This window comes from Achromobacter mucicolens (assembly GCF_029866465.1).
GTDB classification, from domain to species: Bacteria; Pseudomonadota; Gammaproteobacteria; order Burkholderiales; family Burkholderiaceae_B; genus Achromobacter; species Achromobacter mucicolens.
On the sequence record NZ_CP123364.1, the window covers coordinates 3,150,749 to 3,165,037 of the forward strand.

General features: G+C 64.7%; 16 protein-coding genes. 10 read left to right on the forward strand and 6 right to left on the reverse strand.

Annotation, left to right across the window (positions count from 1 at the left end; all coding sequences use genetic code 11):
• Window positions 1–100: 100 nt before the first annotated feature.
• Both guaA and guaB read right to left on the reverse strand, forming a co-directional pair.
• Entirely contained in the window at window positions 101–1,693 is a 1,593-nt protein-coding gene (gene guaA, locus QEP15_RS14335) for a glutamine-hydrolyzing GMP synthase (protein WP_062841038.1), read from the reverse strand.
• Window positions 1,694–1,793: 100 nt separating this feature from the next.
• A complete protein-coding gene (guaB, locus tag QEP15_RS14340; RefSeq protein WP_056319209.1) occupies window positions 1,794–3,254 on the reverse strand; it encodes an IMP dehydrogenase in 1,461 nt (486 codons plus the stop codon).
• Between the two features lie 193 nt (window positions 3,255–3,447).
• On the opposite strand from guaB, the gene QEP15_RS14345 reads away from it, so the two are divergent.
• From QEP15_RS14345 to QEP15_RS14355, 3 genes are all read left to right on the forward strand, one after another.
• Window positions 3,448–4,068 carry a DUF2239 family protein gene (locus tag QEP15_RS14345; protein ID WP_152384660.1) on the forward strand — a complete coding sequence of 207 codons (621 nt, stop codon included), beginning with the start codon at window positions 3,448–3,450 and terminating at the stop codon, window positions 4,066–4,068.
• 135 nt (window positions 4,069–4,203) lie between these two features.
• Complete coding sequence (locus tag QEP15_RS14350) at window positions 4,204–4,581, forward strand: DCC1-like thiol-disulfide oxidoreductase family protein (RefSeq protein WP_152384661.1); 378 nt, start codon at window positions 4,204–4,206, stop codon at window positions 4,579–4,581.
• Window positions 4,582–4,734: 153 nt separating this feature from the next.
• A complete protein-coding gene (locus QEP15_RS14355; RefSeq protein WP_280147614.1) occupies window positions 4,735–5,244 on the forward strand; it encodes a hypothetical protein in 510 nt (169 codons plus the stop codon).
• A 22-nt stretch (window positions 5,245–5,266) separates the two neighbouring features.
• Here the strand turns inward: QEP15_RS14355 and QEP15_RS14360 are convergent, their stop codons facing one another.
• Both QEP15_RS14360 and QEP15_RS14365 read right to left on the reverse strand, forming a co-directional pair.
• Complete coding sequence (locus tag QEP15_RS14360) at window positions 5,267–6,361, reverse strand: extracellular catalytic domain type 1 short-chain-length polyhydroxyalkanoate depolymerase (protein WP_280147615.1); 1,095 nt, start codon at window positions 6,359–6,361, stop codon at window positions 5,267–5,269.
• Window positions 6,362–6,388: 27 nt separating this feature from the next.
• Window positions 6,389–6,811, reverse strand: coding sequence for a CopG family transcriptional regulator (locus QEP15_RS14365; protein WP_280147616.1), 423 nt, complete (start codon window positions 6,809–6,811; stop codon window positions 6,389–6,391).
• 38 nt (window positions 6,812–6,849) lie between these two features.
• On the opposite strand from QEP15_RS14365, the gene QEP15_RS14370 reads away from it, so the two are divergent.
• Window positions 6,850–7,413: a DUF4189 domain-containing protein gene (locus tag QEP15_RS14370; protein ID WP_226846113.1), complete on the forward strand. Its 564-nt coding sequence runs from the start codon at window positions 6,850–6,852 to the stop codon at window positions 7,411–7,413.
• Window positions 7,414–7,426: 13 nt separating this feature from the next.
• On the opposite strand, the gene QEP15_RS14375 is transcribed toward QEP15_RS14370, so the two are convergent.
• Entirely contained in the window at window positions 7,427–8,338 is a 912-nt protein-coding gene (locus tag QEP15_RS14375) for a LysR family transcriptional regulator (protein ID WP_152384665.1), read from the reverse strand.
• A gap of 175 nt (window positions 8,339–8,513) precedes the next feature.
• Here QEP15_RS14375 and QEP15_RS14380 point away from each other — a divergent pair, with 175 nt between their 5' ends.
• The 4 genes from QEP15_RS14380 (at window position 8,514) to QEP15_RS14395 (ending at window position 11,267) form a co-directional block, all read left to right on the forward strand.
• Window positions 8,514–9,509 (forward strand): Bug family tripartite tricarboxylate transporter substrate binding protein, encoded by a 996-nt coding sequence (locus tag QEP15_RS14380; protein WP_056319185.1) that lies wholly within the window; start codon window positions 8,514–8,516, stop codon window positions 9,507–9,509.
• A gap of 56 nt (window positions 9,510–9,565) precedes the next feature.
• On the forward strand, window positions 9,566–10,531 hold the full coding sequence (locus QEP15_RS14385; RefSeq protein WP_152384667.1) for a 2-hydroxyacid dehydrogenase: 966 nt from the start codon (window positions 9,566–9,568) through the stop codon (window positions 10,529–10,531).
• A 117-nt stretch (window positions 10,532–10,648) separates the two neighbouring features.
• Window positions 10,649–10,942 (forward strand): hypothetical protein, encoded by a 294-nt coding sequence (locus QEP15_RS14390; RefSeq protein ID WP_152384668.1) that lies wholly within the window; start codon window positions 10,649–10,651, stop codon window positions 10,940–10,942.
• A 67-nt stretch (window positions 10,943–11,009) separates the two neighbouring features.
• Window positions 11,010–11,267 carry a hypothetical protein gene (locus tag QEP15_RS14395; protein WP_227741244.1) on the forward strand — a complete coding sequence of 86 codons (258 nt, stop codon included), beginning with the start codon at window positions 11,010–11,012 and terminating at the stop codon, window positions 11,265–11,267.
• A gap of 7 nt (window positions 11,268–11,274) precedes the next feature.
• On the opposite strand, the gene QEP15_RS14400 is transcribed toward QEP15_RS14395, so the two are convergent.
• Entirely contained in the window at window positions 11,275–12,324 is a 1,050-nt protein-coding gene (locus tag QEP15_RS14400; protein ID WP_152384669.1) for a cyclase family protein, read from the reverse strand.
• 66 nt (window positions 12,325–12,390) lie between these two features.
• Between QEP15_RS14400 and QEP15_RS14405 the strand changes: the two genes are divergently transcribed.
• Together QEP15_RS14405 and QEP15_RS14410 are read left to right on the forward strand one after the other, a co-directional pair.
• Window positions 12,391–13,167, forward strand: a complete 777-nt coding sequence (locus QEP15_RS14405; protein WP_128828244.1) for an IclR family transcriptional regulator — start codon at window positions 12,391–12,393, stop codon at window positions 13,165–13,167.
• Window positions 13,164–14,141 (forward strand): Bug family tripartite tricarboxylate transporter substrate binding protein, encoded by a 978-nt coding sequence (locus QEP15_RS14410; RefSeq protein WP_280147617.1) that lies wholly within the window; start codon window positions 13,164–13,166, stop codon window positions 14,139–14,141. The genes QEP15_RS14405 and QEP15_RS14410 overlap by 4 nt, the downstream gene beginning before the upstream one ends.
• Window positions 14,142–14,289: the final 148 nt, after the last annotated feature.

Sequence of the window (14,289 nt, forward strand, 5' to 3'; positions counted from 1 at the left end):
TCTCTCAAAAAGGTGTCAACCAATTCCAGGACGGGTCATGCAATAGAAAAAAGGCGCCGGAAGCGCCTTTTTTGCCCTCGCGAAACCCGCTATCGCAGGATCATTCCCACTCAATCGTCGCCGGTGGCTTGCTCGACACGTCGTACACCACCCGATTGATCCCGCGCACTTCATTGATGATTCGCGACGAAACGCGAGCCAGCAGCGGATGCGGCAGCGGCGCCCAGTCAGCCGTCATGAAGTCAAACGTCTGCACGGCACGCAGCGCAACCACGTACTCATACGTGCGGCCATCGCCCATCACCCCCACCGACTTCACCGGCAGGAACACGGCAAACGCTTGCGAGGTCAGTTCGTACCAGGTCAGGCCGCTGGCCTCGTCCTTGGTGTTGCGCAGTTCTTCGATGAAGATCGCGTCGGCACGGCGCAGCAGTTCGGCGTATTCATGCTTGACTTCGCCCAGGATGCGCACGCCCAGGCCCGGACCGGGGAACGGGTGGCGGTAGACCATCTGCGGCGGCAGGCCCAGTGCCACGCCCAGTTCGCGGACTTCGTCCTTGAAGAGTTCGCGCAGGGGTTCAAGCAGTTGCAGGTTCAGCGTGTCGGGCAGGCCGCCCACGTTGTGGTGCGACTTGATGGAGGTGGCCTTGCCCGTCTTGGCGCCGGCGGATTCGATGACGTCGGGGTAGATCGTGCCCTGGGCCAGCCACTTGGCGCTCTTTTGCTTGCCGGCTTGTTCCTGGAAGACTTCGACGAATTCGCGGCCGATGATCTTGCGCTTGGCTTCAGGGTCGGCGACGCCGGCCAGCTTGCCCATGAATTGCGCGGTGGCGTCGACATGAATGATCTTCACGCCCATGTTTTCGGCGAAGGTCTGCATGACCTGCTTGCCTTCGTCCAGGCGCAAGAGGCCGTGGTCGACGAAGACGCAGGTGAGCTGGTCGCCAATGGCCTTGTGGATCAGCGCGGCGGCAACGGAGGAGTCCACGCCGCCGGACAGGCCGAGGATGACTTCGTCGGTGCCGACCTGCTCGCGGATGCGGGCGACGGCCTCCGACACGTAGTCAGGCATGTTCCAGTCGCCCGAGCACTCGCAGATCTCGTTCACGAAGCGGGCCAGCATGGCCTTGCCCTGAACAGTGTGCGTGACTTCGGGGTGGAATTGAACGGCGTAGAAGCGGCGGTCTTCGTCGGCCATGCCGGCGATCGGGCAGGACGGCGTGGACGCCATCAGCTTGAAGCCCGGGGGCAGCTCGGTGACCTTGTCGCCGTGGCTCATCCAGACCTTGAGCATGCCGTGGCCTTCGGGCGTGCTGAAGTCTTCCAGGCCTTCCAGCAGCTTGGTGTGGCCGTGGGCGCGGACCTCGGCGTAGCCGAATTCGCGGTGATCGGAGAAGCTGACCACGCCACCCAGTTGCTGCGCCATGGACTGCATGCCGTAGCAGATGCCCAGCACGGGCACGCCCAGCTCGAACACGGCGTGCGGGACGCGCATGGAGCCCTCTTCGTAGGCCGAAGCGTGGCTGCCAGACAGGATGATGCCCTTCAGCCCCTGCGCCATCTGTTCGCGCACGAAGGCGTCGTCGACGTCGCCAGGGTGGACTTCGGAATAGACGCCGGCCTCGCGGACGCGGCGGGCGATCAGCTGCGTGACTTGCGAACCGTAGTCGAGGATAAGAATGCGCTGGTGCATGGAGACTCTACCCGTTGGAAATAAAACCGCACCGGCAGACCCGCTGATCGTTGCGGTTCTGCCGGTGCGTGATGCATGACATTGTAGTTGACTGTGCGGATCAGTCGGCGCGGTAGTTGGGCGCTTCCTTGGTGATCTGCACGTCGTGCACGTGGGACTCGCGAACGCCCGCGGAGGTGATCTCCACGAACTCGGCCTTGGTGCGCATGTCGTCGATGGTGGCGGCGCCGCAGTAGCCCATGGAGGCGCGGATGCCGCCGACCAGTTGGTAAATGATGGCGAGCACGCTGCCCTTGTAGGGGACGCGGCCTTCGATGCCTTCGGGGACCAGCTTGTCGGCGTTGTTGGCCGGGTCCTGGAAGTAGCGGTCGGCCGAGCCTTCCGTCATGGCGCCCAGGCTGCCCATGCCGCGGTACGACTTGTACGACCGGCCTTGGAACAGCACGACTTCGCCGGGGGCTTCTTCGGTGCCGGCGAACATGCCGCCCATCATGCACGAGAACGCGCCGGCGGCCAGCGCCTTGGCGACGTCGCCCGAGTAGCGGATGCCGCCGTCGGCGATAAGCGGAACGCCCGTGCCTTCCAGCGCCTTGGCAACTTGCGAGATGGCATGGATTTGCGGCACGCCAACGCCGGCCACGATACGCGTGGTGCAGATGGAGCCAGGGCCGATGCCGACCTTGACGCCGTCGGCGCCGTATTCGACCAGCGCGCGCGCGGCGGCTGCGGTGGCGATGTTGCCGCCGATGACTTCAACCTTGGGGTAGTTCTGCTTGACCCAGCGCACGCCTTCGAGCACGCCCTTGGAGTGGCCGTGCGCGGTGTCGACGATAAGGACGTCGACGCCGGCGGCGACCAGCTTTTCCACGCGTTCTTCGGTGTTGCCGCCCACGCCCACGGCCGCGCCAACGCGCAGCTGGCCTTGGCCGTCCTTGCTGGCCATCGGGTGCTCGGTGTTCTTGACGATGTCCTTGACGGTGGCCAGGCCACGCAGTTCAAAGCCGTCGTTCACGATCAGCACGCGTTCCAGACGGTGCTTGTGCATCAGGGCCTGCGCTTCTTCGAGCGTGGCGCCTTCCTTCATGGTGACCAGGCGCTCCTGCGGCGTCATGATGTTGCGCAGGGGCTGATCCAGGTTTTCTTCAAAGCGCAGATCGCGGTTGGTGACGATGCCGACCAGCTTGCGGCCTTCGACGACCGGCAGGCCCGAGATGCCATGCTGGCGCTGCAACGCAATGGCGTCGCGCACTTTCATCTGGGGGGTGACGGTGACCGGATCGATCACGATGCCGAATTCGTGGCGCTTGACGCGAGCCACTTCACGCGCTTGGGCGTCGGCGGAGAGATTCTTGTGGATGATCCCGATGCCACCCTCTTGCGCCATGGCGATGGCCAGACGAGATTCGGTGACGGTGTCCATGGCGGCGGACACGAGGGGAATATTCAGGCTGATGTTGCGAGTCAGGCGCGTGGCCAGGGAGGTGTCGCGCGGCAACACCTCGGAATACGCAGGCACCAACAACACATCGTCGAAGGTGAGCGCTTTTTGTACGAGACGCATGGGTAACTCCGGGCGCAAAGCGAGATTATACGCCGCCAGCCTGATTTGACTAGGTGTTAACCATAGGTCGAGGTGGATATTTATGACACCGCAACGACACGACAACCTGAGTGACTTATTTTTACCCGGGTCATATTGACAGGGAATTTTGACGGGGTAATAATCCACTCCATAAATTTACCCGGACAAAAAAATGATTCCAAATCCTTCCGACTCTCATACCGCCTTCGAAGGCCATCGGCTGCTGGCGGCGGGTTCGCTGGCCGACGTGGCGCTGGCGGTCAAGCAGGCGCTGGCCGCGCGCCGTAATGACGCCGTGCTGGTGTTCCAGGATTCGACAGGCAAGCAGGTCGATCTGGACGTAAGCGGTGATGATGCGCAGATCGCTGACCGGTATGCCCGGACGGACACTGCCGCCCCCGTGGTTCAAGACACGCAGCCCGACGAGGCGCCGCGCGGCCGGGGCCGCCCGAGACTGGGCGTGGTGCCGCGCGAGGTGACCCTCTTGCCGCGCCATTGGGATTGGCTGGCCGCCCAGCCAGGCGGCGCTTCCGTGGCACTGCGAAAACTGGTGGAGCAGGCCCGCCGCGACAACGAGGCGCAGGACGCGCGACGCCATCGCCAGGAGGCGGCGTACCGGTTCATGACCAGTGTCGCGGGCAACCTGCCTGGTTTCGAGGAAGCCACGCGCGCGCTCTACGCGAACGATCGCGACGCCTACGCGCGGCATGTGGGGCAATGGCCGCACGACGTGCGGCGCTATGCAATGGCGCTGGCGTGGGACGCTGCCCAAGCGCCGGCCGAAGATGTTTGAATCCGGCCGCGAGCTGCCCGGCGCCAATGGGCGCCCCCGCGCGCGGCAAACTACAGCGCAAGCCGAAGGCGTGCCCCGCAACCATCCCGCCGGATTTATGAGGTATGTTCTCGGAACACCCGACGGATCCCCACGATGCAGTCCGACGAAAACTACCTCCTCTACGACGGCGATTGCCCCTTCTGCTCAAACTACGTGCGGATGATGCGGCTACGCAAGGCCGCCGGGCCCATTGCCATGCTGAACATGCGCGACCATCCCGAGCTGGCCGCGCACCATCGCGCGCAAGGCTACGACCTGAATCAGGGCATGCTCCTGCACCTGGACGGTCGCGATTACTGGGGCGCCGACGCGATCCACCGGCTGGCGTTACTCAGTACCGGCAGCGATGTGTTCAACCGCCTGAACGCCACCATCTTCAGCAACGCCTGCCTGTCCAAGGCGCTATATCCGTTCATGCGCACGGGCCGCAGCCTGACGTTGGCCTTGCTGGGCAAGAAGAAGATGCCTTGATGCGTGCGCCGCGCAACCCAGGCAACTCGCGCAACTCGCACACGCTACGCGCCCTAAGGCCACGCCTGCTGGCCGCGGGCCTCGCAACGGCGCTTTGCTGGCAGGACGCTTGCCCGCCCCGCCGTTTTATCCAATCAATCCGGAACTGACCTGATGATCTACTTTGTTGGCGCCCTGCTTCTCGCATGCACGCTGGCCGCGGCCGTCTATCGCCGCATGCAGCGCCGGCCCGCGGACTCGGGCCGCGCCATGTCCCGCGACATGCTGGCGGGCGCGGCAATCTTTGCATTTATGGGGCCGGCCGTCGGCATGGTGGTGATGGCCGTCGTCATATCCATCGGTGCGCAGGATCCGGAGATGCTCTTGTTCGGTCTCTATGGGCTGCCGTGGGCCTATTTTTTCGGCGGCATCCCGGCGCTGCTTTGCGGAATGACCGCGGGCGCGCTCAAGCCTGCCGCGCCGTCCTGGCTGGCAATCCTGCGCATGGGTCTGATCGGCGCGGCGTATGCCTTCGTCTTCTTGCTGACGTTCGGCACGCGCGACCGGTCCCTTGCGGCCCTGGGGTTCCCGTTGGTCATGGGCGCCCTGCCCGCTGCGGTGGCCGGCCTGGCGTGCGCGCGGGTCCTCTACGGCAAGCCGGTGGCGGTTCGCCAGCCGGCTTAGCGCCGGCAGCCAGGATCGCACGTCACTGCTTTGCGGTGCGCACGAAGAAGAATCGCAGCATCTCGGCCGTGGCGTCCGGACCGGACCGATCCGTGTAGGACCCTTGCTCCGATCCGCCCGCCCAGGCATGTCCGGCGCCGTGAATGTCCCAACGTTCGGCGACGATGTCGCCCGTGGCGTCGCGGTACAGATGCCGGGTGCTGTGCCGCTTATTGGCGGCGCCAGGAACGCGCACGGTTTCAACGCGCGCGCCGGGCCCCACGCTGGCCGCGATCACGTTGTCGGCATTGCCGGGGTGCACGGTGGCATCGCGGTCGCCGTGAAAGACGATGACCGGCACGCCGGCATTGGCCGGCGCGGCCGTCTTCAGGCCCACGCCCTTCATGGCGGACAGCGCCGACGGAAGATCCGACGCCACGCCAGCAGCCAGCCCCGAATGCACGCCAGCCGCCGCATACAGGTCGGGATAGGCGTCGGCCAGGATCGCGGCCATGGCCCCGCCCGCCGACAGTCCGGCGACATACACGCGCGCCGGATCGATGTTGTGGGTGGCCATGACCTCGCGCGTCATGCCCGCCAGGATGGCGGGTTCCCCGCGCCCTTGCTGCTGGTGGTTGTGCTTGAACCAGTTCCAGCACTTCTGGGGATTGGCATCGCGCGCTTGCACGGGATACAGCACGTAAAAACCCTGTTCGCGGGCGGCGTCGTTCATGGCGGTGCCCGCCGCGAAATCGTCGGCGTCCTGGGTGCAGCCGTGCAGCATGACAACCAGGGGACGCGGCTCGCCCTCCGGGTTGGGCGGCACATACAGCTTGTAGCCGCGCTGTCCGGACGCATTGCGAAATGATCCCGACGTGAACGTATCGCCCGGGATAGCGGCGGTGTGCGTGGGCGGGACGGCTTCGTCGAACGCGGGCCGGGCCGCACCAGAGGCCCGGCCGGAATCGGGAACCTCCCAGGCCTCAACGTCGATGACGTCGGCATCGTCGTTGCTCGGCGCGGCAGTGGCCGGCAAGCCGCGCAGCGCAGCCTGGATCGCGGCGGTGGCAGCCGACAGATCGCCGGCTTGCGTGAGCTGGGTGGCGCGGTTCATGAGGTGTTGGAATTCAGGGTGCATTGAGTGACCTTTTTGCGGCGTGGACGATCAGCGGATGCGCTGACGCAAGGCGGCTTTGACGGCGGGGCTGGCATGCAGCGCCCCCAATACCGTTAGAGATTCGATCGTGGCAAGCGCGAGCTCGGGCGTGACATCGGAGGCGATGGTCGCCAGGCCCAGCACCCGTATCTGAAGCATTTCGCCCGCGGCTTGAACCGCCAGCAGCTCCTGGGCGGTGTAGTGCTGGATGCCAAGCACCAGCGTTTTTCGGCTGACGGCCTGACGCAGCGCGTCGCCATGGGTGGCAAGTTGATTGCGGATCGCCGTTCGGATCAGGTCCGTACGGTTTGCATAGAACCCTTCCTGGACGAGCAGATCGATCTGGCCCAGGTCGACATAACCCAGGTTGATCGTGATCTTCTCGTCCGCAGGTTTGGGGGTGGAGGCGAGTTGTGAGGTGCGAGGCGGCATGGATCGAATCATAAACCATCCACTTGGATGGTCTATGGATGTTTCAACTTGATATATCCGCGCTGGTCCCGTTGATGCTGGCAAGGCGCGCGCCGCTCCGCTACTGTGGTCTTGAACCCCAGGGGATTCCTATGCCGCGACGGCTTGTTTCGGGCTTGCTCATGTTTGCTGCATGCGCCACCGCAGCCAGCGCACAGCCGGTCCCGCCCGATCTGCATGGCGCCCTGATCGTCTCGTCAACGTATCGCTACTACGCGTCGATCCTGTACGGCTCCGCTGCAGCGGCTCGCGGCAGCGCGCTCGCCGCTTGCCGCGAAGACGAGCCCCACGCCACCTGCGCGGTGTATGCCAGCTTCAAGAACCAATGCGTGGCGGTGGCTGCGAACGGCGCGCAGCACGTCGTGGCCATTGGCGAGCGTGCGTGGGACGGGCAGCGGACCGGGGAGTACGTTCTGGGCCTGTGCCGCGACAAGACGGGATCCGAATGCAGGCTGGTGCTGACCGCGTGCTCGACCCAGGCGCAGCAGTTGCAGGATCAAGGCGCCCGCGCCGACGCGAACGGGGCGATGCAATTTGCGCCGGACCTCGCGCCCCACCACTAGAAAACCGATGGGTTCATCCCTGTCCGCCGCGGCGGGCCGCGTCCGGGGTATCCAGTTTTGCCACGCGCTGCAGGAACGCATCCAGCGCCGGGTTGTCGTGCTGCGCGTGCCACGCCAGGTACATGTCCGCGTACAGATTGCGCTGGTCGATGGGCCGGAACACCACGCCTTCAAAGCGCAGTTCCCGCGCCGAATCCGGCACGATGCCCACGCCCAGTCCCGCGCGCACCAGCGCCAGCAGCGTATGCGTCTGCCCGGCGCGCTGCACGTACTGCGGCTGCACGTCCGCCAGGCCGAAGGCGCCCACGATGCGGTCATAGAAGTACTTTCCTTCCCGCGGCGAATACAGCACGAACGGCTGGCCTTGAAGCAAGCGCAGGGGCACGGTCGCGTGTTCGCACAACGGCGAATCGGCGGGCAGCGCCAGGACCAGCGGTTCGCGTTCGACCAGGCGCGATTCGATGCCGGCCTGCTGCGGCACGCTGCGCGCCAGGATGGCGTCCAGCTCGTGGGCGAGCAGCAGACGGGCGAGTTCGGTCGTGACGGTTTCGCGAAGCTGGATCTCCACGCCCGCCAGCAGCTTGCGCGCCTGCATGATGAGCGACGGCATCAGGCGGTACGACGCCACGGCAGTAAAGCCCAGCGTAATGTGGCCGGCCTCGCCGCCCGATGTGCGGCGCGCGGTGGCGGCCGCCTGTGCCGAAAACTCCAGCAGGTGGCGAGCATCGCGCAGAAAGCGCCGGCCCGCGGCGCTTAGCACGACCTGACGACTGTTGCGCTCGAACAGCGTGACGCCCAGATCCTGCTCCAGCAACTGGATCTGGCGCGATAGCGGCGGCTGCGTCATGCACAGCCGTTCGGCGGCGCGGCCGAAGTGCAGTTCCTCGGCAACCGCAATGAAGCATTCGAGCTGGCGGAATTCCATCGATTCAATCCTTGAATTGATTGATGCTATTTATAGCTCGAACGGATATCCATGGACAGGCCTCCCTATACTCGCCTGCAGGGCCGCGAATCCGGTCCGACAAGCATCAGGAGCCTTACCCGCAGCACCTTTTTTTGCGGCCTCGCCGCCATCAACGCCATAAAAGAGAAAATCCATGGAGACAAAGAACCCCGCCCGGATCCGCGTCCGGCTCCTCGCCGCGGCGCTGGCCCTGGCCGCCACCGCGGCCGTGCCCCACGCAGCCAGCGCCGCCGGCTATCCGGAACGCCCGATCAATCTCATCGTTCCCTTCTCGCCCGGCGGCGGCACCGACATCTCGGCGCGGTTGCTGGCCGCGGCCCTGGGTGAAAAATTCTCGTCGTCGGTGGTGGTGGACAACCGGCCGGGCGCGGGCGGCCAGATCGCCGCCGACCTGGTGGCCCGTTCGCAGCCCGACGGCTACACGCTGCTGTTCGCGAATTCGGGCATGCTGGCGATCAACCCCTGGATCTACAAGCTGCATTCCGACCCGGTGAAGGCGTTTGCGCCCGTATCGCTGTTTTCGGACCTGCCGTTTGTGCTGGTGGTGCCCGCCAGCCTGCCGGCCAAGAACGTCGCGGAACTGGTCACGCTGACCAAGTCCCAGCCGGGCAAGCACACGTTTGCCAGCTCGGGCACGGGCGGCGCGCCCCATCTGTCCGGCGAAATCTTCCAACAAGCCACGGGCGTGGATCTGGTGCACGTGCCCTACAAGGGCGGCGGCCCGGCGATGACCGACTTGATGGCCGGCCGCGTCGACATGCTGTTCGCGTCGGTTCTGGAGACCATGCCGTACGTCACGGCCGGCAAGCTGCGCGCGCTGGCCGTCACGGGTGCGACCCGCTCGCCCGCCATGCCGGACGTGCCCACCATCGACGAAGCCGGCGTGAAGAACGCGCAAAGCGGCTCGTGGACGGCGGTGCTGGCGCCTGCCGGCACGCCGCAGGCCGTGATCGACAAGCTTTCCGAGGCCATCCGCGCCGTCGCTGCCGATCCGGCCGTCAAGGCCAAGCTGGAATCGCAGGGCGCCGTGGCGCATGGCTCAACGCCAAAGGAACTGCAGGATCTGGCCGCCAGCGAGCGCGAACGTTATGGGCAGATAATCAAGTCCCGCAACATCCAGACCAACTGATTCCGGTCCCGGCCCGCTTCGGCGGGCCTTTTCCTCTAATTAGATAAGCCGTATCCATGACTGCATCCCTTCCCGCTTCCGCCGCCGATCTGCTGATGGTCGGTCCCCTGCTGCCCGACCTGGTGGCCGACCTGGAATCGCGCTACCGCGTCCATCGCCTCTGGGAGGCCCAGGACAAGGCGGCGCTGCTGCGTGAGCACGGCGCCGCCATCCGCGGCATCGCCACCAGCGGCCGGTTTGGCGCGACGAAGGAACTGATCGACGCCCTGCCCGCGCTGGAAGGCATCTTCAGCTTTGGCGTGGGTTACGACACCATCGACATCGCGGCCGCCAAGGCGCGCAACGTCGTCGTCACCAACACGCCCGGCGTGCTGGACGCCTGCGTGGCCGATACCGCGTTAGCCCTGATGCTGGCGGTCTCGCGCCGTATTGCCGAAGCCGACCGCTTCGTGCGCGCGGGCCGCTGGCCCAGCGAAGGATTCGGCCTGGGTTCGCGCATGACCGGCAAGCGCTGCGGCATCGTCGGCCTGGGCAACATCGGCTTGCAGATCGCCCGCCGCGCGCAGGCCTTCGACATGGAAATTCTTTACACCAACCGCAAGCCGCGCCCTGACGCGCCGGAGTCGTATCGCTATTGCCCGACCATCGTGGACCTGGCCTCGCAATGCGATTACCTGGTGCTGGCCGTGCCGGGCGGCAGCGCCACCCGGCACATGGTGAATGCGCAGGTGCTGGATGCGCTGGGCGCCGACGGCTGGCTGATCAACATTGCGCGCGGCACGGTGGTCGACGAGGCCGCGTTGGTGGCGGCGCTGCAGAATAAGCGCATCGCGGGCGCGGGGCTGGACGTGTTCGAACATGAGCCCGCCACGCCCCCGGAATTGAACGCCATGGATAACGTGGTGATGCTGCCGCACATCGCCAGCGGCACCCACGAAACGCGCCGCGCGATGGCGGATCTGATGCGCGCGAATCTGGATTCGTGGTTCCGCGAAGGCCAGGTGCATACGCGGGTGGTGTGATCGCAGCGCGACCTGCGCTACCTCCCTGTGGCCCATTCTGCGCGCAGTTGGGAAAACACCCACTCGCTCCTTGGACGCTGGCGGATTATACTGGATATATAAACAGTATTTTCCGCCATGCCGTTCAAAACCCCGCTCTCCCACGCTGACCTGCGCTCCATCCGCGAGCGTCAGCCCTGGAATCCCGATGTGATCGCCCTGCTCTGGGAGGTCAAGCGTCTGCGCTCGATTCTTTTGCGCGCGTATCAGCTGTCCGGCGATTTCAAGCGTCCGGCTGGCATCACCGGCGAGCTCTACGACGATTTCATGCGGGACCTGCACCACGAACCCTGTGTGCTGGAACGCGACGACATGAAGGACGCGCTCATGGAACCCGCCAACAGATTGCGCAAGGGAATGGCGCCCAGATAGGACTGGAGCGCGGGCGGGCGCGGGAGTATCGTCAAGACGCATCCCTGATCCAGGAACGGAGGCGCCCATGACTGAAAAACCCGAAATAGACATCGAAGCCGGCGCGTCCCAGATGGGCAACCTGGTGCAATTCCTGATGTGGATCGCCGCCCGGCCGCGCACCTATGCCGAAACGATGGAGGCCTGGCGCACCAATTGCCCCCGGCTGTCGGCTTGGGAAGACGCCACGGCGAATGGCCTGATCGACATGTCGCCGGGCGAAAGCTCGGTGCGCGGGGAAGCGGTGGTGGTGCTGACGGAAAAGGGGCGGAACTTGCTCGCGTGAGGCCCCTTTACACGGTTGCCACCGGCGTGGCCGGCGATCCGACCGCGCCCGGCAGGTTCAAGGGCGGGGCCGTCAACAGGAAGCGGCTTCGGCCGTTGGCTTCAAGCCATCGGGCAAGCTTGCCCAGATACCACATCTCGCCTATCGGCATGCCGAGCTTGAAGATGCAGTGATGGTGCAGCGGCAGCGCCGCGCAGCAGGCATTGGGCTTCTGGGTGGGATAAATCTCCAGCGCATGGTTGTCGGACGCCATGGCCGCGACTTTCGCGTCCGTGATCCACTGCAGCAGTTTCTCGTCGCTGCCGTCCAGGCCGGCGCAGATTTCATGCAGCGTGTGCGGGTCCGGCTGGCGCTGCTTTTCCAGCAAGGCATCGCCGAATTCCGTATGAAAGAGCACGATGTCGCCCTGCTCGATCTCGATCTTGTCCGCCTCGAGGATCCGCATCAGGTCGTCGTAACCCACCGATTTCTGCGCACGGCCGTAATGCCTGGCCAGATCCACCATGACGCCGCGGCTCTGCAGGCAGGACTCGGCCAGGTGCGTGATGTCCAGCTTCTTGGCGTTGGAGGCGGCTCCGTGGCCCAGGTCTGTCTTGGCGAAACCATTCTCCACGTCGTAATCCACCGGCCCGACCACATGATCGTTGGGCCGGTAGCCGTTGTAGTAGACACGCTCGGGCAGGCCGTCGCCATTCGCATCGAATAGCGCCCCCACGTGCGCCAGCGAATCCCATTGCGTCGAGTACTGCAAGCTCATCTCGACGATGTCGTCGCTGAGCACATCCACGCAGCCCGGCCGCAACCGGCCGAGCGGGAAATTCATGTACTGGTCGCCGTCTCTTTCGGTGGGGCGCAGCTTGGGCGGATGGCGACGGACGTTGACGCCGTTGCCGCCCGGATAGTCCAGCGGCAGAGACAGGCAAAAACTCACGCCCGCACGGACTTCGCTTATGCCCTTGAGCACGTTGTCCGGAGTGATGTAATTCAGGCAACCGCGCTGATCGTCAGGACCGAAGTCCCCCCAGTTCGATCCTTCGGGACGGTTCTTCCATCTCATGCGTCGCAACTCCTTGGCGTTGAAAGCGGATTGACTTAAATTTATCACGTATAGGATACTATCATCATGGATGTGAAAACTGCAGCTCGAGTTCTGGATGTGCTGAACCTCTTTGCCGAGGAGCAGAAGCCATTGCTGTACAGCGAAATCGCCACGCAGATGCAGATCCCCCTGTCCAGTTGCCACGGATTGCTCAAGACCATGGTGGCGCGCGGCTATCTGTATGAAATCGGCAAGAAGCATGGCTATTACCCGACGCAGAAGCTGATCCACGTCGCCACCCTGATTTGCCGCAACGATCCGCTCAATGACGTGATCGAGCCCGTGCTGGAACGGGTGCGCGACCTGACTGGTGAAACCGCCCTGCTGGCCAAACTGGCGGACGACAAGGTGGTGTACCTGATCGTGGCGGAATCCAAGCAGACGATCCGTTTCTCGCACCAGCCCGGCGGTTTCAAGGCCGTCCACGCCACCAGTTCGGGCAAGGCGCTGCTGTCCGTGCTGTCGCCTGAAGAACGCCAAAAATGGTTCAAGGCCTATGGCGGATTTACCGCTTTCACCGACCGCACCATCACCACCCGCGCCGCTTTCGACAGCGATCTGCAGGCGGGCGTGGCGCGCGGCTGGCAGCGCTCGGTCGGCGAGAACGTCGAAGACGTGATGTCCATGTCCCTCGGATTCCGCGCATACGAACAACCCTTTGCCATCGTGGTGGCCGGCCCTCTGGGCCGCATGCTCAAGAACGAAGCCACCACTGGAAAACAGCTGGAAGAGGTCAAGGCACTGATGCACGCCGCCCTGCCCTCGGCCAACCTCACCTTCGTAGGAGAAGACAGTAGATGAACAAGCGCAGCTTTCTTACCGCGGCCTGCTCGGCCATCCTCGCCGCCATGCCGGTCACCGGGGCGCTGGCCCAGGGCAGTTATCCGGACAAGCCGATCCGCGTGATCATGCCGTGGGCGGCGGGCGGCCCGACGGACGTCGTCGGCCGCGTCGTCGCTGTGCAAATGGGTGAAATCCTGGGCCAGCCGCTGGTCATCGAAACCCGCGCAGGCGCCAGCGGCACCATTGGCGCCGCGCAGGTCGCCAAGGCGCCGGCAGATGGCTACACGGTGCTGATGAACCCGTCGGTCCAGGGCATCTATCCGGCCCAGTTCAAGAGCCTGAGCTTCGATCCGATCAAAGACTTCCGGATGGTGGGTGTGCTGGGCACGGTGCCGATGGTGGCCGTCGTCCCGCCCACGTCCAAGTTCAAGACCTTCGCCGACCTTATCGAGCATGCCCGCGCGCAGCCCGGCACGCTGACCTTCGCGTCGCCCGGCGTTGCCACCCTGCCTCACCTGGCGGGCGAGCTGATCAATTCCTCCACCAAGGCGTCCATCTCGCACGTCGGCTACCGCGGCAGCAGCCCGGCCCTGACCGACGTTGCCGGCGGCCATGTGGATCTGATGTATGCGCCGCTTGCCCCCGCCCTGCCCCTGATCCAGAGCGGCAAGGTCATCCCCCTGGCCGTCACCACCAAAGTCCGGCTGGCCGACTTGCCCAACGTGCCTACCATCGCCGAAAGCGTCCTGCCCGACTTCGACATCGTCACCTGGTATGGCATGTGGGTGCCCAAGGACACGCCTGAACCGATCATCGCCAAGCTGAATGCGGCGATGGTGCAGGCCTCGAAGTCGCCCAAAGTGGTCGACGCGCTGAAATCGCAGGGCACGATGCCCAGCACGATGAGCTACCAAGAAGCCGAAGCCTTCAACCTGGCCGAAAGCGCGCGCTGGATCAAGGTGATGAAGGACGCCAACATTCAGCCCGAATAAGGGTTGCACCCAGCGCCAGCGCTCTAAGCGCTTGAAATAACTCGAGGTAATGAAAAGGCATAAGAAATTCCCAGTTAGGGAATTTACTTATGCCTTTTAATTATTTGTAAGGCGCATACTTGACGGGCCAGAATTCGTCCTTGGCATA